This is a genomic window from Rhizorhabdus wittichii (genome assembly GCF_017607425.1).
Lineage (GTDB): Bacteria > Pseudomonadota > Alphaproteobacteria > Sphingomonadales > Sphingomonadaceae > Rhizorhabdus > Rhizorhabdus wittichii.
This window is the reverse complement of record NZ_CP059319.1, coordinates 2429918-2448141: the sequence shown is the minus strand read 5'-3', so window position 1 is coordinate 2448141 and position 18224 is coordinate 2429918. Positions and strand designations below refer to the sequence as shown.

Annotated in this window: 19 protein-coding genes; 12 read left to right on the top strand and 7 right to left on the bottom strand. The window is 70.3% G+C overall.

The features are described from left to right. From HRJ34_RS11530 to HRJ34_RS11500, 7 genes are read left to right on the top strand one after another with little or no spacing between them, the layout of a single operon-like run. Nucleotides 1-1122, top strand: coding sequence for an AAA family ATPase (locus tag HRJ34_RS11530; protein WP_012050216.1), 1122 nt, complete (start codon nucleotides 1-3; stop codon nucleotides 1120-1122). Beyond that, the gene (locus HRJ34_RS11525; protein WP_029995585.1) at nucleotides 1119-2729 is read left to right on the top strand and encodes a porin family protein; all 1611 of its coding nucleotides are present in this window, start codon (nucleotides 1119-1121) and stop codon (nucleotides 2727-2729) included. The genes HRJ34_RS11530 and HRJ34_RS11525 overlap by 4 nt, the downstream gene beginning before the upstream one ends. Nucleotides 2730-2767: 38 nt before the next feature. Beyond that, on the top strand, nucleotides 2768-4351 hold the full coding sequence (locus tag HRJ34_RS11520; RefSeq protein WP_208634163.1) for an XrtA/PEP-CTERM system-associated ATPase: 1584 nt from the start codon (nucleotides 2768-2770) through the stop codon (nucleotides 4349-4351). 7 nt (nucleotides 4352-4358) lie between these two features. Then, complete coding sequence (locus HRJ34_RS11515) at nucleotides 4359-5204, top strand: XrtA system polysaccharide deacetylase (protein ID WP_029549075.1); 846 nt, start codon at nucleotides 4359-4361, stop codon at nucleotides 5202-5204. Nucleotides 5205-5207: 3 nt separating this feature from the next. Beyond that, entirely contained in the window at nucleotides 5208-6257 is a 1050-nt protein-coding gene (locus HRJ34_RS11510) for a FemAB family XrtA/PEP-CTERM system-associated protein (RefSeq protein WP_208634162.1), read from the top strand. Further along, nucleotides 6257-7447, top strand: coding sequence for a TIGR03087 family PEP-CTERM/XrtA system glycosyltransferase (locus tag HRJ34_RS11505; RefSeq protein ID WP_016747444.1), 1191 nt, complete (start codon nucleotides 6257-6259; stop codon nucleotides 7445-7447). Before HRJ34_RS11510 ends, HRJ34_RS11505 begins: the two co-directional genes overlap by 1 nt. Before the next feature lie 3 nt (nucleotides 7448-7450). Beyond that, nucleotides 7451-9352, top strand: coding sequence for an XrtA/PEP-CTERM system amidotransferase (locus HRJ34_RS11500; RefSeq protein ID WP_208634161.1), 1902 nt, complete (start codon nucleotides 7451-7453; stop codon nucleotides 9350-9352). Between the two features lie 5 nt (nucleotides 9353-9357). Here HRJ34_RS11500 and HRJ34_RS11495 read toward each other — a convergent pair whose 3' ends face one another. The 3 genes from HRJ34_RS11495 to fmt are packed head-to-tail and all read right to left on the bottom strand — an operon-like array spanning nucleotide 9358 to nucleotide 11458. Continuing rightward, nucleotides 9358-9774, bottom strand: a complete 417-nt coding sequence (locus tag HRJ34_RS11495) for an FKBP-type peptidyl-prolyl cis-trans isomerase (protein ID WP_208634160.1) — start codon at nucleotides 9772-9774, stop codon at nucleotides 9358-9360. Next, entirely contained in the window at nucleotides 9771-10535 is a 765-nt protein-coding gene (truA, locus tag HRJ34_RS11490; RefSeq protein ID WP_016747294.1) for a tRNA pseudouridine(38-40) synthase TruA, read from the bottom strand. The genes HRJ34_RS11495 and truA overlap by 4 nt, the downstream gene beginning before the upstream one ends. Continuing rightward, the gene (gene fmt / locus HRJ34_RS11485) at nucleotides 10532-11458 is read right to left on the bottom strand and encodes a methionyl-tRNA formyltransferase (protein WP_208634159.1); all 927 of its coding nucleotides are present in this window, start codon (nucleotides 11456-11458) and stop codon (nucleotides 10532-10534) included. Before fmt ends, truA begins: the two co-directional genes overlap by 4 nt. 52 nt (nucleotides 11459-11510) lie before the next feature. Here fmt and recR point away from each other — a divergent pair, with 52 nt between their 5' ends. The 3 genes from recR to def all read left to right on the top strand — a co-directional run bounded on the left by recR (nucleotide 11511) and on the right by def (nucleotide 13189). Beyond that, nucleotides 11511-12107, top strand: a complete 597-nt coding sequence (gene recR, locus HRJ34_RS11480; protein ID WP_012050226.1) for a recombination mediator RecR — start codon at nucleotides 11511-11513, stop codon at nucleotides 12105-12107. Between the two features lie 94 nt (nucleotides 12108-12201). Further along, a complete protein-coding gene (locus tag HRJ34_RS11475) occupies nucleotides 12202-12573 on the top strand; it encodes a hypothetical protein (RefSeq protein WP_016747291.1) in 372 nt (123 codons plus the stop codon). An 82-nt stretch (nucleotides 12574-12655) separates the two neighbouring features. Continuing rightward, complete coding sequence (gene def, locus HRJ34_RS11470; protein ID WP_012050228.1) at nucleotides 12656-13189, top strand: peptide deformylase; 534 nt, start codon at nucleotides 12656-12658, stop codon at nucleotides 13187-13189. Between the two features lie 111 nt (nucleotides 13190-13300). Here the strand turns inward: def and HRJ34_RS11465 are convergent, their stop codons facing one another. From HRJ34_RS11465 to HRJ34_RS29190, 3 genes are read right to left on the bottom strand one after another with little or no spacing between them, the layout of a single operon-like run. Beyond that, nucleotides 13301-13984, bottom strand: a complete 684-nt coding sequence (locus tag HRJ34_RS11465; protein WP_208634157.1) for a Fe2+-dependent dioxygenase — start codon at nucleotides 13982-13984, stop codon at nucleotides 13301-13303. 7 nt (nucleotides 13985-13991) lie between these two features. Continuing rightward, nucleotides 13992-14276, bottom strand: coding sequence for an energy transducer TonB (locus HRJ34_RS29195; RefSeq protein WP_226949160.1), 285 nt, complete (start codon nucleotides 14274-14276; stop codon nucleotides 13992-13994). Continuing rightward, nucleotides 14273-14725 (bottom strand): hypothetical protein, encoded by a 453-nt coding sequence (locus HRJ34_RS29190; RefSeq protein WP_226949159.1) that lies wholly within the window; start codon nucleotides 14723-14725, stop codon nucleotides 14273-14275. The genes HRJ34_RS29195 and HRJ34_RS29190 overlap by 4 nt, the downstream gene beginning before the upstream one ends. A gap of 134 nt (nucleotides 14726-14859) precedes the next feature. Here HRJ34_RS29190 and HRJ34_RS11455 point away from each other — a divergent pair, with 134 nt between their 5' ends. Beyond that, entirely contained in the window at nucleotides 14860-17169 is a 2310-nt protein-coding gene (locus tag HRJ34_RS11455) for a ribonuclease R family protein (protein WP_208634156.1), read from the top strand. A 63-nt stretch (nucleotides 17170-17232) separates the two neighbouring features. After that, a complete protein-coding gene (locus HRJ34_RS11450; RefSeq protein ID WP_030089987.1) occupies nucleotides 17233-17619 on the top strand; it encodes a hypothetical protein in 387 nt (128 codons plus the stop codon). On the opposite strand, the gene dcd is transcribed toward HRJ34_RS11450, so the two are convergent. Continuing rightward, nucleotides 17600-18154: a dCTP deaminase gene (gene dcd, locus HRJ34_RS11445; protein WP_012050233.1), complete on the bottom strand. Its 555-nt coding sequence runs from the start codon at nucleotides 18152-18154 to the stop codon at nucleotides 17600-17602. The two genes, HRJ34_RS11450 and dcd, sit on opposite strands and share 20 nt — an antisense overlap. Between the last annotated feature and the right edge of the window lie 70 nt (nucleotides 18155-18224).

Sequence of the window (18224 nt, the reverse complement as noted above, 5' to 3'; positions counted from 1 at the left end):
ATGGACGGACAGGACGATAGCGGCAAGCCGCCGCCCCGGAAGCGGAAGCGCGGCGGCTCGCTGATCGAGCGGGCGGGCTCGGTCTACGACTTCGAAGCGGTGCTGCGCGCCCGCGTCGTCATGCCCGACGGCGGCGGCGAACGGCCGGTGATCGACCTGCCGCCGATCCCGCCGCAGCCCTCCGTGCCGCTGGAGCCCCTCCAGCCGGCGGCGCAGCCGCTGCCCTATCAGGGGCTCGATGCCGGGACGGAGGTCGCCGCGGCCGACCCGACCCTGCCCTTGGCCCCGCCGCCGACCCTCGCCGATGCGGGGGGCGGGGCGCTGGTGCCGCCCGCCCCGCCGCCGGTCGCGGCCGCCGGCGCCGACGCCGCGCTGCCCGCGCCCGAGATCGTCTATCGCACCGCCAAGGTGAATCGCGCCGACCTGATCGACCAGGGCTTCGTGATGCCCGACGCGGCGATCACCGCGCTCGCCGAGGAATTCCGCATCGTCAAGCGGACCCTTCTGCTCAACGCGATCGGGCCGACCGCGCTACCCAACGGGCGCCGCATCCTGATCTGCTCGGCGCAGGCGAACGAGGGCAAGACCTTCTGCGCGGTCAACCTGGCGCTGTCGATGGCGAACGAGCGCGACATCGAGGTGCTGCTGATCGACGGCGACTTCGCCAAGCCGACCGTGCTGTCGACGCTGGGCATCGAGGGACCGGTGGGGCTGATGGACGCGCTCGCCGATCCCGACATCGATGTCGAGACGCTGGTGATCAAGACCGACGTCGGCAACCTGTCGGTGCTGCCGTCGGGCAAATATACCAACGAGGCGACCGAGCTGATCGCCGCCGACCGGACCCGCGCGATCATCGAGCGGCTGTCGGCCAGGTCCAACCGCATCATCCTGTTCGACAGCCCGCCCGCGCTGGCGGCGTCGCCCGCGTCGGTGCTGGCCTATCATGTCGGCCAGGTGCTGCTCGTCGTCCGCGCCGACAAGACCGCGGAGGCCGAGCTGCGCGACGCGGTGCTGCTGCTCGGCGGCTGCGAGGAGATCCAGCTCCTCCTCAACGGCGCGCGCTTCGCACCGAACGCCCGCCGCTTCGGCAGCTATTACGGATATGAAGCGCCGCGATGAGCCGCGCGAGATCGCGAGTCCTGCTGGGCCTATTCGCCGGAGGCGCCGTCTGTGGCACCGCTCATGCCGACCGGCCCGAATTCGGTGCCTTCATCAACCTCGACCAGATCGCCGAATCGCAGCTCCACGGGCCGGGCTCGGACGACGTCACCTATACGGAGGTTTCGGGCACGCTGACCGCCCGGATCTCGAACCGCCGCATCGTCGCGTCGGGCACCTATCACCTGTCCTACCGCATCCCCGAGGCGGGCGGCATCGACAAGAGCTTCAACCAGGACGGGCTGATGCGGTTGCAGGCCAACGTCATCGACGAATGGCTGACCCTGGAGACCGGCGCGCTGATCACCCGCAGCCGCGTCGACGCGAGCGGCGCCGCGCCGCAGTTCAACATCGGCAATCCCCAGAATCTGACGCAGACCTATTCGGCCTTCGTCCAGCCGACGATCATGCATCGGATCGGCGACCTCGGCCTCGGCCTGAGCTATCGCTACGCCTATACCCAGAATGCGACGAGCCAGGACAACGTCCCCGTGAACGGGCCGATCGACGATCGGTTCGACAGCTCGAAGGGACAGCAGGTGACGCTCGACATCGGCATGGACCCGGGCAACCTGCCGTTCGGGTGGAAGGTCTCGTCGGAATATCGCCACGAGAACACCACCAACCTCGCGCAGCATTTCCGGGCGCTCAACGTGATCGGGGAGGTCAGGGTGCCGCTGGCCAGCGTCCCGATCGCGCTGGTCGCCAGCGGCGGCTATGAACGGACCCGGACGTCGGAACGCTCGCCGCTGCTCGATCCGGTCACGGGCTTGCCCGTGCGCGGCAAGGGCGGCCGGTTCGTCGTCGACCCTGCGAGCGCGCGCCAGCTCACCTACGAGGTCGAGGGGCTGATCGCCAATGCCGGGGTGATCTGGCGGCCCAGCCGACGCACCCGGATGGAGGCGCGCGTCGGCCGCCGCTATGGCGACCTTTCGGTCACCGGCCTGATCGAGATGCGGCCGAGCGAGCGTTCGGGCCTGACGCTGATCGTCACCGATCGGGTGGAGAGCTTCGGCCAGGGCGTGTCCAACGGCCTCGCCGGGGCGCCGCCGACGCTCGACGTCAATCAGATCGATCCGTCCAGCTCCTACCAGCAGTGCCTGTTCGGCAAGACCTCGGGTTCGGGGAAGTGCATCGCCAGCTCGCTGGGCCAGGCATCGGCGAACAGCTATCGCGAGCGGGCGGCGAACATCATCTTCACGCGGACGATGCGGACCTGGACGTTCAGCGGTGGGCTCGGCTATGCGCGCCGCACCTATATCGACAATCCCAATTCCCCCTTTTCGCTCGACGGCGTCGTCGACCAGAGTTTCTTCAGCAGCCTCTCGATCGGCCGGCCGCTCAGCCGAACCTCGGGGGTGTCCTTTTCTTTTACGGGCAATTTGTTTAAGAATGGACAGGTCGGAGCATCTGACGTGATGTCTGGGTCGTTCAGCACGAATTACTACCAGAGCTTCGGACGAGGTATCCAGATGCAGGCGAGTGTCTCGGTGGACGGGTCGAAGCAGGATGGGATGACGACCGATGTATCGGGACGGGCGCGGCTTGGCTTGCAGTATCGGTTCTGAGATGCCGCACCGCTGCGTATCCGGGTGGGAGGGTCGATTTGGACCATGATCCCTACGGCCTGACCGACCGGCCGTTCCAGCTCACGCCCGATCCGCGCTTCTATTTCGAGAGCGCGACCCACCGCAAGGCAATGACCTATCTGGGCTACGGACTGGCCCAGGGCGAGGGGTTCATCGTCGTCACCGGCGAGGTCGGCACCGGCAAGACCATGCTGGTCGGCCGCCTGATGGCGACGATCGACCGGTCGCGGCTGACCGCGATCAACCTCGTCTCGACCCAGCTCGAGGGCGAGGACATCCTGCGGATCGTCGCGCTCGCGCTCGGCGTCGCCACCGACGTCGCCGCCAAGGGGCAGCTGCTCGCCCGGATCGAGCGCTTCCTCCACGAACAGGCGCGCAGCGGCAAGCGCACCCTGCTGATCGTCGACGAGGCGCAGAACCTGCCCATCTCGGCGCTCGAAGAGCTGCGCATGCTGTCCAACTTCCAATATGGCGGACAGGCGCTCCTCCAGATATTCCTGCTCGGCCAGCCCGAGTTCCGCGAGGCGCTGGCCCAGCCGCGCTTCGAACAGCTCCGCCAGCGCGTGATCGCCACCCATCACCTGACCGCGATGGGCGCGGACGAGGTCGCCCCCTATATCATGCACCGGCTGGCCTGCGCCGGCTGGAAGGGGACGCCGCGCTTCACCCAGGATGCCTATGAGGCGTTCCACCGGCTGTCGGGCGGCATCCCGCGCCGGCTGAACATGCTCGCCGGCCGGGTGATGCTGCAGGGCGCGATCGAGCGGCTGACCGACATCGACGGCGAGGTGGTCGAGGACGTCGCCGCCGACCTGGCGAGCGAGAGCATCATGCCCGCCGCCGGCCCGCAGCCGCAGGCGCGGGCGATGCCGCCGGCGCCCGAGCCGCAAAGCTACGCCTATCGCCCGCCGGCCGCGCCCGAGCCGGTCATGGAACCCGCGCCGCAATGGACGCCCGCGCCGATGCCCGCCGCCGCTCCGCCGGCCGAGGCCTATGCGGCGCCGACCCGCGCGCCGGGCCTGCCTTCCTATACGAGCTACGCTCCCGACGAGGCGGACGGGCCGCCGGCGCCCGCGGCCCAGCCGGACCCGTTCGTCGGGCTGGCCAGCCACATCCCGCCGCCCGCGATCGAGCAGCCGCCCCGCTATGACGGCTATGTCCCGCCCGAGGCGGTCGTGCCGTCGCCCTCGCCGATCGCGGCGCCGCGTCCGCCGATGTGGAGCGTGGAAGCGGAGCCTGCACCGGCGCCAACGCCTGCGCCCGTTGACGCGCCCGCGCCCATCTGGGCTCCGGCGCCCCAGCCGATCGCCGCGCCGCCGCGGGAAGCTTTCGCGCCTCCGGTCCAGCCCGCCTATCGGCCGCCCGTCGCGGAGCCGTCGGCCGCGCCCCAGCAGCCCGCCTATCAGCCGCCCGTTCCCCCGGCCGATCCGGCGGTGGCGGACTATGCCGCGCGCAATGCCGAGCTCGAAGCGCGGCTGGCCGAGCAGGAGGCGATGCTGCGGCGGACGCTGTCGCTGCTGGTCGAGCTGGTCGAGACCGACCCGCAATTGCCGAAGGACCCGCAAGGCAGCGGCAATGGCGGCAACCAGGACGCGGCCTGATCCCAGCATGGTCACCAACGGCCTGTCGGTCGATATCGAGGACTGGTTCCAGGTCGGCGCCTTCGAACGGACCATCCGCCGCGAGGACTGGGACGCGCTGACCCCGCGGGTCGAGCGCAACAGCGACGCGGTGATCGACCTGTTCGGCCGGATGGGCGCCAGGGCGACCTTCTTCACGCTGGGCTGGGTCGCCGAGCGCTATCCCGCGTTGATCCGCCGCATCGTCGACGCCGGGCACGAGCTGGCCAGCCATGGCTGGGACCATCTCCGCGTCTTCACGATGACGCCCGCGCAGTTCCGCGAGGACCTGCGCCGCACCCGCGCGGTGCTGGAGGACCTGTCGGGGCGGAAGGTGACCGGCTATCGCGCGCCGAGCTTCTCGATCGACGAGCGCACCCCCTGGGCGCACGAGATCCTCGCCGAGGAGGGCTATGCCTATTCGTCGAGCGTCGCGCCGGTCGTCCATGACCATTATGGCTGGCCCGAGGCGCCGCGCTTCGCCTTCCGGCCGGTTGCGGGCAGCGCGCTGGTCGAGCTGCCGGTGACGACCGCCCGGCTCGGTCGCCGCATCGTCGCCGCCGGCGGGGGTGGCTTCTTCCGCCTGTTCCCCTATGCCTTCTCGCGCTGGGCGATCCGCCAGGTCAACGGCGAGCGGCAGCCCGCCATCTTCTATTTCCACCCGTGGGAGATCGACCCCGGCCAGCCGAGGGTCGCCGACGCGCCGTTCAAGTCGAAGCTGCGCCATTATGCGCGGCTCGGCGCGATGGAGGGCAAGCTCGAACGGGTGATCCGCGACTTCCGCTGGGACCGGATCGACCATCTGGTCGCCGCCGAAGCGGCCAAGGGCGGCTGAGCCGTGGCGGGGGTGCGCAGCGCCGATCTGGCCGACCCGTCGACCCGGGCCGCGATCGACGCCTATGTCGAGCGCCATCCCCAGGGCAGCGCCTTCCACCGCGCCGCCTGGAGCCGCGCGGTCGAGCGGGGCTGCGGGCAGGCCGCCCATTATCTGGTCGCCGAGGCGGGCGGGGCGGTCGCCGGGCTGTTGCCGCTGACCGCGGTGCATTCGCCGCTGTTCGGCCGCGCGCTGGTGTCGGCCGGCTTCGCGGTGGGCGGCGGCCCGATCGCCGACGACGCCGCGACCGTCGACCGGCTCGCCGAGGCGGGCTGGACGCTGGCCGGCCGGCTGAGCTGCCCGTCGCTCGAGCTGCGCGGCGGTGCGGTGCCGTCGGGCCCGGGTTGGCATGTCGAGCAGGGGACCTATGCCGGCTTCGCCCGGCCGCTCGCCGCCGATGACGAGGCGGAGTTGCTGGCGATCCCGCGCAAGCAGCGCGCGGAGGTGCGCAAGGCGCAGGGCTTCGACCTGGCGGTGACCACCGGCAGCGGCGAGGCGGAGCGCGCCGCCCACTATGCGGTCTATGCCGAAAGCGTCCGCAACCTCGGCACCCCCGTCTTTCCCCGGTCGCTGTTCGACGCGGTGCTCGACGGTTTCGGCGACGATGCCGACATCCTGACGGTCAGCCGCGAGGGCGCGCCGCTGGCGAGCGTGCTGAGCCTGTACCACAAGGGCGTCGTCATGCCCTATTGGGGCGGCGGCACCCGCGCGGCGCGAAGCTGGCGGGCCAACGACATGATGTATTATGCGCTGATGCTGCACGCGCGGCGGCGCGGCGGCGCGGCGTTCGACTTCGGCCGGTCGAAATTCGGCACCGGCGCCTTCGCCTTCAAGAAGAACTGGGGCTTCGAGCCGGGGCCGCTCGCCTATGCCTCGCGGACGGCGGACGGCCAGCAGCCGCGCGAGATCAACCCGCTCAGCCCGCGATACCGGTTGCAGGTCGCGCTGTGGCAGCGGCTGCCGCTGGTGGTCGCCAACCGGATCGGGCCCTGCATCGCGAAGGGGCTCGGCTGATGGGCGAGCTGATGTTCCTGGCGCATCGCATCCCCTTCCCGCCGGACCGGGGCGATCGCATCCGCAGCTTCCACATGCTCCGCCATCTCGCGCGGAGCCGGCCCGTCCACCTGCTCGGCTTCGTCGACAATGCCGAGGATCGCAAGGCGGCCAAGGAATTGTTGCCGATGCTCGCCTCGCTGCACATCGAAGTGCGGAACAAGTCGCGGCTGCGCGCCGGCATCGAGGCGCTGATGCTCGGCGAGCCGGTGTCGGTCGCGGCGTTCGGATCGCGGCGGATCATGCGCATGGTCGACCAGCTTCTCGCCGAACGGCCGATCGACACGATCCTCGCTTATTCGGGCCAGATGGCGCAGTTCGTCCCCGACGATCGCGAGGGCCGCCGCTTCATCATGGATTTCGTCGACGTCGATTCGGAGAAGTTCGCGGCCTATGGCGCCGAGGAGGGCGGGCTGATGGGCTGGGTCCATCGGCGCGAGGGGCGACTGCTGGCGGCCTATGAGGACGGCATCGGCCGCTGGGCCGACGTCAACCTGTTCGTCAGTGAGGCGGAGGCCGCGCTGTTCCGGCGGCGGGCGGGGCTGTCGAGCAGCCATGTCCGCGCGCTCGACAACGGCATCGACACGGCCTTCTTCGACCCGGCCGGCTTCCCGCGCATCGACGGGGCGGAGCCGATGCTCGTCTTCACCGGGCAGATGGATTATCGCCCCAATGTCGAGGCGGTCGACTATTTCGCCCGGCGGACCTTCCCGGCGATCCGCGCCAAGCATCCCTCGACCCTGTTCGCGATCGTCGGCCGCGATCCGACCCCGGCGGTGCGGGCGCTGGCGGGCCTGCGCAACGTGATCGTCACCGGGTCGGTGCCCGACGTGCGGCCGTGGCTGGCGGCGGCGGCGGTCGTCGTCGCGCCGCTCGACATCGCCCGCGGCGTCCAGAACAAGGTGCTGGAGGCGATGGCGATGGCGCGGCCGGTGGTCGCCTCCCCGGCCGCCTTCGAAGGGATCGACGCGGTGCCCGACGAGCATCTGCGCGTCGCCCAGGGCTATGACATGGCCAATGCCGTCCTCCATTTGCTCACCCATCCCGCCGAGGGCGAGGCGATGGGCCGGGCGGCGCGCGCGCATGTCGTCGCCCGCTACGACTGGGAGACGCAGCTCCGCACCCTCGACGCGCTGGTCGGGCAGCCCTGAGCCATGTGCGGGATCGCCGGCCTCTATCATCTGCAGACCGCCAAGCCGGTCGAGGACGCCCGCGTCCGGGCGATGACCGACATGATCGCGCATCGCGGGCCCGACGGATCGGGGGTGTGGACCGGTCCGGGCGTCGGTCTCGGCCATCGCCGGCTGTCGATCATCGATCTCGCGGGCGGCGCCCAGCCGATGGCCAGCGCCGACGGCCAGGCGATGCTCAGCTATAATGGCGAGGTCTATAATTACCGCGCGGTGCGCGCCGAGCTGGAGGCGCTCGGCCGCGCCTTCCGCACCAGCAGCGACAGCGAGGTGATCGTCGAGGCGTGGCGCCAATGGGGCCCCGACTGCCTGTCGCGGCTCAACGGCATGTTCGCCTTCGCGATCCACGACCGCGAGCGCGGCTGCCTGTTCCTGGCGCGCGACCGGCTCGGCGTGAAGCCGCTCTTCTATGCCGAGCTGTCCGACGGCAGCGTCGCCTTCGGGTCGGAGCTCAAGGCGCTGCTCGCCCATCCGCTGCTGCGTCGTAGTCCCGATTTCAGCGCGGTCGACGATTATCTGGGGCTCGGCTACGTTCCCGACGACACCAGCATCGTCGCGGGCGTGAACAAGCTGCCCGCCGGCCATTACCTGCTGCTCCGGCGTGGCGCGCCGCTGCCCCGGCCGGTGCAATGGTGGGACGTCAGCTTCGCCGACCGCGCGAAGGGCAGCCGCGCCGCGCTGGAGGAGGAACTGGTCGGCATCATGCGCGCCGCCGTCACCGACCGGATGGTGTCGGACGTGCCGCTCGGCGCCTTCCTGTCGGGCGGGGTCGACAGCTCGGCGGTGGTCGCGCTGATGGCGGAGGCGAGCCGGCAGGCGGTCAAGACCTGCTCGATCGGCTTCGACCATCCCGATTTCGACGAGACCCGCTACGCCGCCGCGATCGCGGAGCGCTTCGCCACCGATCATCGCACCCGCATCGTCTCGGCCGACGACCATGGCCTGGTCGACACGCTGGTCGCGGCGTTCGACGAGCCCTTCGCCGACGCCTCCGCGCTGCCGACCTACCGCGTCGCCGAACTGGCGCGCGAGACGGTGACGGTCGCGCTGTCGGGCGACGGCGCCGACGAGGCCTTCGCCGGCTATCGGCGGCTCACCTTCTTCCAGGCCGAGGAGCGGGTGCGCGGGCTGCTCCCGCTCGGCTTCCGGCGCGGCCTGTTCGGGACGCTCGGCCGGGTCTATCCCAAGCTCGACCGGGCGCCGCAGATGCTGCGCGCCAAGAGCACGCTGGAGGGACTCGGCCGGTCGAGCGAGGAGGCCTATGCGCTCGCGGTCGGCGTCACCGGGCCGGCGCTGCGGCGGCGGCTCTACACCGATCGCGCGGTCCGCGAGTTGCAGGGCCATCGCGCCGAGGATCGTTATATCGCCGCGATGCGGGCGGCCCCGGCGCGCGACGCGCTCGACCGCGCCCAATATGCCGACCTCAAGATCTGGCTGCCCGGCGACATCCTGACCAAGGTCGACCGCACCAGCATGGCGGTCGGCCTGGAGGCGCGCGAGCCGCTGCTCGACTATCGGCTGGTCGAGTTCGCGGCGCGGCTGCCGGTGCGGATGCGGGTGCGCGGCACGACCGGCAAATGGCTGCTCAAGCAGGCGATGCGCCGCTATCTGCCCGACGACATATTGTTCCGCCGCAAGATGGGCTTCGTCACCCCGATCAGCGCCTGGTTCCGGGGCCCGCTGGCCGAGGAGGCGCGGCGCATCGCCAGGGCCTCCTCGCTGGTCGAGACCGGCTGGTTCGACCCCGCCGCGCTCGACGCCGTCGTCGCCGAGCACCAGGCCGGCCGCTTCGACCATGGCCGCCTGCTGTGGCAGCTGATGATGCTCGACCGCTCGCTGGGGCGGCTGTTCGGGACGGGGCGATAAGCAGGCTACCGGACCTTGATCAGCTCCACCTCGAACAGCATCCAGCTATTGGGCGGGACCGGCCCCTTGCCCTTCGCGCCATAGCCGGCCTCGGGCGGGATGGTCAGGGTGCGGATGCCGCCTTCCTTCATGCCGACGATGCCCGATTCCCAGCCCTCGATCACGTCGCCGGCGCCGAGCGTGAAGGTCAGCGGCTCGCCGCCGCGCGACGAATCGAAATTCCGGCCGCGCTCCTCCTCGGGCTGGAGCCACAGCCAGCCGGTGTAATGGACGGTGACGGTGCGGCCCTTGCGCGCCTCGGCGCCGCTGCCGACCTCATAATCCTCGACCTGGGTGCCGTCGGGCAAGGTGGTCGCCTGGGCATGGACGACGGCGCTCGCCATCAGGGCGAGCAGCGCGAGCAGCGGCTTGCGGAGCGTCATCGGGCGGTTTCCCCCGTTTCCGCCGGATAGACGGCTTCCATGAAATAGAGCCCGTCGGGCGGCGCGTTGAGGCCGAGCCGGGCGCGGTCCGCCGCCGCCAGCGCGTCGGCCAGGTCGGCGGCGGTCCAGCGGCCCCGGCCGACCAGCGCGAGGCAGCCGACCATCGAGCGGACCTGGTGATGGAGGAAGGAGCGCGCCGCCGCCTCGATCTCGATCAGTTCGCCCGAACGGCGCACGTCGAGCCGGTCGAGCGTCTTGACCGGGCTTTCCGCCTGGCAATGCGCCGAACGGAAGGTGGTGAAGTCGTGCCGCCCGACGAGGCGCTGCGCCGCCGCGTGCATCGCCTGGTCGTCGAGCTCGGCCGCGACCTGCCAGGCGAGGCCGGCGTCGAAGGTCAGCGGCGCGCGGCGGTTGACGATGCGGTAGACGTAGCGCCGGCCGACGCAGGAGAAGCGGGCATGCCAGTCGCCGGCGACCGGCTCGCAGGCGAGGATCGCGACCGGCGCGGGGCGCAGCCGCGCGTTGAGCGCCTCCTTCAGCCGGAACGGCGTGATCGGCTTGGCGATGTCGGCATGCGCGGTCATCGCCCGGCCATGGACCCCGGCATCGGTCCGCCCGGCGGCGTGGATCACCGCCCGCTCGCCGGTGACGGCGGTGATCGCCTCCTCGATCGCCTGCTGGACGCTGGGGCCGTGCGCCTGCCGTTGCCAGCCCATGAACGGGCGCCCGTCGAACTCGACGGTCAGGCGGAAGCGGGTCATGTCCGCGGCGGGCCGGCCAGACGGGTGCCCGCCGGGATGGCGAAGCCGCGCAGCAGCTCCCCGGCGCTCATCGCCGCCTTGCCCGCGCGCTGGACGCGGGTCGGCCGGATCGCGCCGTCGATGCAGGCGATCGTCAGCGCGTCGTCGATCACCGCGCCGGGCGCCTCCGGGCCATGCCGGTCGACCGTCTCGCAGGCGAGGATGCGGATGCGCTCGCCCTGATGCTCGAACCAGGCGCCCGGCGCGGGGTTGAAGGCGCGGACCTGCCGCTCGATCTGCCCGGCCGCCTCGGCGAAGTCGATCCGCGATTCGGCCTTGTCGATCTTGGCGGCATAGGTGACGCCCTCCTCGGGCTGGACGACCGGCGGATGGGCGGGAAGATCGGCGAGCACCTCGACCATCAGCGCCGCGCCGCTGCGCGCCAGCTCGTCGGTCAGCTCGCCCGCCGTCTTGCCGTCGACCGGGGTCTCGACCGTCGCCAGCATCGGCCCGGTGTCGAGCCCGCGCTCCATCTGCATGATCGTCACGCCGGTCGTCGGGTCGCCGGCCAGGATCGCGCGCTGGACCGGCGCCGCCCCGCGCCAGCGCGGCAGCAGCGAGCCGTGGACGTTGAGGCAGCCATGGCGCGGCGCGTCGAGGATCGGCTGCGGCAGGATCAGCCCATAGGCGGCGACCACCGCGACATCGAGGGCGAGCGCGGCGAACTCCGCCTGCGCCTCCGCGTCGCGCAGCGTGACCGGATGGCGGACCGGGATGCCCAGTTCCTCGGCCCGGCGCTGGACGGGGGAGGGCATCAGCGCCTTGCCGCGCCCGGCGGGGCGGGGCGGCTGGCAATAGACGGCGGCCAGTTCGTGGCCGGCGGCGACCAGCGCGTCGAGCGTCGGTACGGCGAAATCGGGGGTTCCCATGAAGGCGATGCGCATGCCCCCTCTGAAACGCTTGCCATCCGATGATGCAAGCCCATATCGATGGGCGATGTCGTCTCCCGAGATCGAAACGTTGACCCAGGCGCTCGCGAAGCTGCCAGGCCTCGGGCCGCGCTCGGCGCGCCGGGCGGTCCTGCACCTGCTCAAGAAGCGCGAGGCGGCGCTCGGCCCGCTGCTGCGCGCGCTGGAGGCGGTCAACGACAAGCTGACGAGTTGCCATGTCTGCGGCAATGTCGACACCGGCGATCCGTGCGGCATCTGCGCCGATCCCCGGCGCGACGCGCGGATGCTGTGCGTGGTCGAGGAGGTCGCCGATCTCTGGGCGCTCGATCGGTCACGCCTGTTCCCCGGCCGCTTCCACGTCCTCGGCGGGCGGCTCTCCGCGCTGGAGGGCATCCGGCCCGAGGATTTGTCGATCGACCTGCTGATCGGCCGGATCGCGGCCGGCGGGATCGACGAGGTGGTGCTGGCGATGAACGCCACGCTCGAAGGGCAGACCACCGCCCATTATATCGCCGACCGGCTGGAGAGCTTCCCGGTCCGGCTGACCCAGCTCGCCCACGGCCTGCCGGTGGGCGGCGAGCTCGACTATCTCGACGAGGGCACCCTGGCGCAGGCGCTGCGCGCGCGCCGTCCGGTGAGTTGAGCCGGACGCTGTTCTGCTGCGGTTAAGATTGACCGGTCCATCTTCGATTCAGCCCGACTCCAGCTCGGACCCAAAAAGGGAAGGAGCTATGCAGATGAGACCGATATTCACCCGGCTGGTTGCGGCGCTCGTCGTCACCGGCACGGTCGCGGCGGCGGCGCCAGCCGAGGCGCGCGATCGCTGGGGCCACCGTTATGAGCATCGCTGGGACGGCGACCGCCACTGGCGCGGAGACCGCTGGCGTGGCGATGGCTGGCGGGGCGACCGCCATTGGCGCGGCGATCGCTGGCGCGGTCGCGGCTACGGCTATTATGCCCCGCGCCGCTATTATTACGAACCGCGCTATTACGGCTATGGCTACGGCTATCCGCGTGGGCATTATTATTATCGCGACCGTGGCGGCGATGCGCTGATCGGCGCGATCGCGGGTATCGCGATCGGCGCGGCGATCGCCGGCGCCGACTGATCGATCCGGCCCCCTTCCGCGCCGCGGGAGGGGCGCCGGTCGTCGCCTTGACGATTCGGCCCGAAATACCTAGCTCATCGTCATGGCCATCCGTCTGATCCTCGAAGCGCCCGATCCGCGGCTGCGCACCATCTCCACGCCGGTGGAGGCGGTCGACGACGAACTGCGCGCGCTGATCGCCGACATGTTCGAAACCATGTACGACGCGCCCGGCATCGGCCTGGCGGCGATCCAGGTCGGCGTGCCGAAGCGCGTGCTGGTGATCGACCTGCAGGAGGAAGAGGACGCCGAGGGCAAGCCGATCCGCCATCCGCGCGTCTTCATCAATCCCGAGCTGTTCGATCCGTCGGAGGAGCAGTCGGTCTACAATGAAGGCTGCTTGTCGGTCCCCGAGCAATATGCCGAGGTCGAGCGTCCGGCGGTGATCCACGCCCGCTGGCTCGACGAGCAGGGCGCGAAGCATGAGGAACGGCTCGAAGGCCTGCTCGCCACCTGCCTCCAGCATGAGATGGACCATCTCGAAGGCATCCTCTTCATCGACCATCTGTCGCGCCTGAAGCGCGAGATGGTGATGAAGAAGCTCGAGAAGGCCCGCCGCGCCCGCAAGGCGGCCTGATTTAGCCGTAATCCGTCATGCCGGCGGAGGCCGGCATCTCAGGAGGATGGGAGAAAAGGTCGAGGCAAGAGCCGCCTGAGATGCCGGCCTCCGCCGGCATGACGGATTGCCTCAGGCCTCTGCCCAGCGCCGCAGCAGGTTGTGATAGACGCCGGTGAGCCTGATGATCGCCGGATCGTCCTGGCCGCGATCGGCGGCGACCGCCTGGATCGCGGTGTCGAGGTCGAACAGCGTGCGGCGGGCGCCGTCGTCGCGGACCATGCTCTGGATCCAGAAGAAGGAGCATAGCCGTTCGCCGCGGGTCACCGGGGTGACGTGGTGCAGGCTCGACGCCGGATAGAGGATCATGTCGCCCGCGCCGAGCTTGACCTTGTGGGTGCCCAGCGTGTCCTCGACCACCAGCTCGCCGCCGTCATAGCTGTCGGGATCGTTGAGGAACAGCGTCGCCGACAGGTCGGAGCGGATGCGGAAGTCGGTGCCGCGCTTCATCCGGATGGCGTTGTCGACATGGGTGTCGAACCGCTCGCCGCCGCCATAGAGGTTGAACAGCGGCGGGAACACCTTGAGCGGCAGGGCCGCCGCGATGAACAAGGGCGTCGCGCCGAGCGCGTCGAGGATGATGCCGCCGGCCTCGCGCGCCGCGTCCCCGTCCTCCGGCAATTGCCGGTTCTTCTTGGCGAGCGCCGACTGATGGCCCGAGGTGGCGTTGCCGTCGACCCATTCCGCCTCGGTCACGAGGGTACGGACATGGTCGAGCGTGCGGCCCGACAGGACGCTCGGTATCGCGATCATCATCGGCGGATCAGCCGTTCAGCGTGAAGGGCATGGTGTAGAGGCCGCGCACCTCGACCGGCTGGCCGTCGCGGATGATCGGTTGCCAGCGCCAGCCCCGGATCGCCTGGAGCGCGGCCTGGTCGAGCCGGGCGAAGCCGCTGCTCTGCGCGATCGAGATATCCGCGACCCGGCCGTCGGTGCCGATCAGCAGGCGGACCACGACCGTGCCCTGTTCATGCTTGCGGCGCGATTCGACCGGATAACGCGGTGGCCTGCCCTCGAGCAGCCGCTCGTCGAGATTGCCGACCGTCACCGGTCCGGCGGGCGAGGCGCCGCGACCGCGACCGGCCGGGGCGGCGGGGGCGTGGTGGTGACCGTGATCGGCGGGGGCGGCGACGCGAGCGTCTGGACGATCGGCGGCGGTGCCACGACGACCGGCTGGACCTTCTCGACCACCACCGGCTCGGGCTTCGGCTTCTCGGCGGGCGGCACCGGCGGTTCGGCGATCAGGTCGACGACCAGCGGCTTCTTCTTCTCGGCGATATGGATCACGTCGAAGGTGACCAGCGCGTAGAAGGCGACGATGTGGAGCGCGACGATCGCGGCGATCATCGGCCAGTTGGGCGCGCGATCGGCGCCATAGGCCGAACGCTCGACGACGAGGGGAGCCGGTCCCTTCGCCGGCGAATCGGGCAGATCGGCGAAGAAGAGCGCATGGCCCTCCGCCCCCGCATCCCTGTCCAGCGTCGCGTGCATCGTCAACAATCGACTCCCTGTCTGCGGATTCGCTACCCCAGTTCTTAGTGCAAATCAATCGCAATAGCGTTTGACGGTCGTCAAAAAGCGCCGATATTCCGGAGCGTGACGAAGCGCCCCGCGATCCCTATGTGATGGACATGCGTCATCCCAAGGCAGCCGGTCTTCCGACCCGCGAACAGATCATCGACTTCATCACCACGTCGGAGGCACCCGCCGGCAAGCGCGAGATCGCGCGCGCCTTCGGCCTGCAGGGCAATGAGAAGATCGCGCTCAAGGCGTTGCTCAAGGACATGGCCGACGAGGGGCTGATCGACAGCGCGCGGGGCCGCGCCTTCCACAGGATGGGCGGCATCCCCAAGGTGACGGTGCTGCGGATCACCGACGTCACCGACGAGGGCGTGCCGCTGGCGGTACCCGAGACGTGGCATGGCGAGAATGGCCCGCCGCCGCAGCTCCGCGTCCGCGAGATGCGGGCGCGCAAGGGCAGCGCGCTCGGCGTCGGCGATCGCATCCTCGCGCGGACCGAGGAAGCCGGCAGCGGCTGGATCGCGCACCCGATGAAGAAGCTGGCGCGCGGCGAGGCGCTGATGCTCGGCATCCTCCATCGCGACGGCGACCGGTTGTGGCTGCGCCCGGTCGACAAGCGCGAGAAGCGCGACACGCTGGTGTCCGATGCGGGCGACGCCGATGCGGGCGACCTCGTCCTCGCGGAGAGGGCGGGCCGGCCGCCGCGCATCACTGCGCGGGTGACCGAGCGGCTGGGCGATCCCTTCGCGCCGCGATCGTTCAGCCTCGTCGCGATCCACAAGCACGGCATCCCCGACGTCTTTCCCGAGACCGTGATCGAGGAGGCCGGGCTCGTCACCCGGCTCGACCTGGGGGAGGGGCGCGAGGACCTGCGCGACCTGCCGATCGTCGCGATCGACCCCGCCGACGCGCGCGACCATGACGACGCGATCTGGGCGATGCCCGACGACGATCCGGGCAATCCGGGCGGTTTCCGGGCGATCGTCGCGATCGCCGACGTGTCCTTCTACGTCCGTCCCGGATCGGCGCTCGACCGCGAGGCGAAGAAGCGCGGCAACAGCGTCTATTTTCCCGACCGGGTCGTGCCGATGCTGCCCGAGGCGCTGTCGGCTGACATCTGCTCGCTCAAGCATGGCGAGGACCGCGCGGCGATGGTCTGCCACCTGACGGTGAAGGCGAACGGGACGCTGGCGAACCGGCGCTTCGCCCGCGCCGTCGTCCGCATCGCGGCGAACATCGCCTATGAGGACGCGCAGGCGGCGATCGACGGCGCGCCGGTCGCGGGGACATGGGACAAGGCGCTGGTCGACAGTGCGCTGAAGCCGCTCTGGGCCTGCTGGAAGGCGCTGGCCAGCGCGCGCGACGCGCGCGAGCCGCTCGACCTCGACCTGCCCGAGCGGCGGGTGGTGCTCGACGAGAAGGGCCGCATCCTGTCGGTCGCGCCGCGCGAGCGGCTCGACGCGCACCGGCTGGTCGAGGATTACATGATCGCGGCCAATGTCGCGGCGGCCAAGGCGCTGGAGGCGAAGAAGGCGCCGGTCATGTACCGCGACCATGAGCCGCCGAGCCGCGAGAAGCTGGTCGCGCTCAAGGACTATCTGGCCACCTTCGACATGGAGTTCGCGCTGGGGCAGGTGGTGCGCCCCGCCACCTTCAACCATATCCTGAAGCGGATCACCGACGACGCGATCCGGCCGCAGATCATGGAACAGGTGCTGCGCAGCCAGACCCAGGCCTATTATGCGCCGCGCAACGCCGGCCATTTCGGCCTGGCGCTGGGCAGCTACGCGCATTTCACCAGCCCGATCCGCCGCTATGCCGACCTGCTGGTCCACCGCTCGCTGGTCGGCGCCTATGGGCTGGAGACGGGCAAGCCCCGGCTGGAGGGGCCGGGCCGCTCGGGCGACATCGTGCCCCGGACCGCGCTGACCCAGGAGGAGGCCGAGCGGATGACCCCGATCGGCGAGCTGATCAGCCAGGCCGAGCGGCGCGCGATGGAGGCTGAGCGCGATACCATCGACCGCTATGTCGCCGCTTTCCTGTCGACCAAGGTCGGCGAGCTGCTCGACACCCGGATCACCGGCGTCCAGCCCTTCGGCTTCTTCGCGACGGTCGAGGGGCTGGGCGGCGACGGGCTGGTGCCGGTGTCGACCCTCGGCGCCGAGCGCTTCCATTATGACGAAGGCGCGCAGGCGCTGGAGGGCGAGGAGAGCGGTGACCGCTACACGCCGGGGATGAAGCTGCGGCTGCGGCTGGTCGAGGCCAACCCGATCAACGGCTCGCTGCGCTTCGAACTGGAGGAAGGGGCCAGCCACCTGCCGATGCGCGGACCGCGCGGCACCCGCGGCCCCAAGCGGCCGATGATGGGCCGCCGCGGCCGGCCCGCCAATATCCGCCACAAGGGCGGGCGGCGGCGCTGAGGCTGCGGCCGCCGTCGATCCATGCTAGTTTCTCTGCCTTGCCGGCGAACCGGGGAGGATGGCATGTTGAGGCGGATAGGGGCGGTCGTGGCGGGAATCCTCGCCTGGACCGTCGTCGTGACGATTCTGAACCTGGGCCTGCGCCATGGCTGGCCGGCTTATGCGGCGGTCGAGAAGGCGATGACCTTCAGCCTGGCGATGATGGCCGCGCGGCTGGCGATCAGCGCGCTGTCGTCTTTGGCGTCGGGCTATGTCGCGGCCTGGATCGGCCGGGATCGCTGGAGCGCGCTCGTCGCCGGCGTGCTGATCATGCTGTTGTTCCTGCCGGTCCACGTCCAGATATGGGACCGCTTCCCGATCTGGTATCATCTGACCTTCCTCGCCTCGCTGCCCTTGCTCGGCTGGCTGGGCGGCAGGCTGCCGAGGGCCGCTACAGCCGCGGCAAGGTGACGCCCTGCTGGCCCATATATTTGCCGGCGCGGTCGGCATAGCTGATCTCGCAGGGCTCGTTGCCCTGGAGGAACAGGAACTGGCAGGCGCCCTCGTTCGCGTAGATCTTGGCGGGGAGCGGGGTGGTGTTCGAGAATTCGAGCGTGACATGGCCTTCCCAGCCCGGTTCGAGCGGGGTCACGTTGACGATGATGCCGCAGCGCGCATAGGTCGACTTGCCGAGGCAGATGACGAGCACGTCGCGCGGCACCCGGAAATATTCGACGGTGCGCGCCAGCGCGAAGCTGTTCGGCGGGATGATGCAGACGTCGGTCTCGCGGTCGACGAAGCTGTTCGACGCGAAGTCCTTCGGGTCGACCGTTGCCGAATCGACATTGGTGAAGATCTTGAACTCGGGCGCCACGCGGGCGTCATAGCCGTAGGAGGAGAGGCCGTAGCTGATGCAGCCGTCGCGCCGCTGCGCCTCGACGAACGGCTCGATCATCCCGTTCTTCGTCGCCTGTTCGCGGATCCACTTGTCCGACATGATCGTCATTCGGCTTTAATCCCCCAATGAAACCGCTCATCCTGAGGAGAGGCTTCGCCTTCGCTCAATGGCTCCTCAG

Bases quoted from the DNA above. Each gene is read 5' to 3' on its own strand.
- HRJ34_RS11530 (WP_012050216.1), top strand. From the start codon at position 1: ATGGACGGACAGGACGATAGCGGCAAGCCGCCGCCCCGGAAGCGGAAG.
- HRJ34_RS11525 (WP_029995585.1), top strand. From the start codon at position 1,119: ATGAGCCGCGCGAGATCGCGAGTCCTGCTGGGCCTATTCGCCGGAGGC.
- HRJ34_RS11515 (WP_029549075.1), top strand. From the start codon at position 4,359: ATGGTCACCAACGGCCTGTCGGTCGATATCGAGGACTGGTTCCAGGTC.
- HRJ34_RS11505 (WP_016747444.1), top strand. From the start codon at position 6,257: ATGGGCGAGCTGATGTTCCTGGCGCATCGCATCCCCTTCCCGCCGGAC.
- HRJ34_RS11500 (WP_208634161.1), top strand. From the start codon at position 7,451: ATGTGCGGGATCGCCGGCCTCTATCATCTGCAGACCGCCAAGCCGGTC.
- HRJ34_RS11495 (WP_208634160.1), bottom strand. From the start codon at position 9,774: ATGACGCTCCGCAAGCCGCTGCTCGCGCTGCTCGCCCTGATGGCGAGC.
- truA (WP_016747294.1), bottom strand. From the start codon at position 10,535: ATGACCCGCTTCCGCCTGACCGTCGAGTTCGACGGGCGCCCGTTCATG.
- fmt (WP_208634159.1), bottom strand. From the start codon at position 11,458: ATGCGCATCGCCTTCATGGGAACCCCCGATTTCGCCGTACCGACGCTC.
- recR (WP_012050226.1), top strand. From the start codon at position 11,511: ATGTCGTCTCCCGAGATCGAAACGTTGACCCAGGCGCTCGCGAAGCTG.
- HRJ34_RS11475 (WP_016747291.1), top strand. From the start codon at position 12,202: ATGAGACCGATATTCACCCGGCTGGTTGCGGCGCTCGTCGTCACCGGC.
- def (WP_012050228.1), top strand. From the start codon at position 12,656: ATGGCCATCCGTCTGATCCTCGAAGCGCCCGATCCGCGGCTGCGCACC.
- HRJ34_RS11465 (WP_208634157.1), bottom strand. From the start codon at position 13,984: ATGATGATCGCGATACCGAGCGTCCTGTCGGGCCGCACGCTCGACCAT.
- HRJ34_RS11455 (WP_208634156.1), top strand. From the start codon at position 14,860: ATGCGTCATCCCAAGGCAGCCGGTCTTCCGACCCGCGAACAGATCATC.
- HRJ34_RS11450 (WP_030089987.1), top strand. From the start codon at position 17,233: ATGTTGAGGCGGATAGGGGCGGTCGTGGCGGGAATCCTCGCCTGGACC.
- dcd (WP_012050233.1), bottom strand. From the start codon at position 18,154: ATGACGATCATGTCGGACAAGTGGATCCGCGAACAGGCGACGAAGAAC.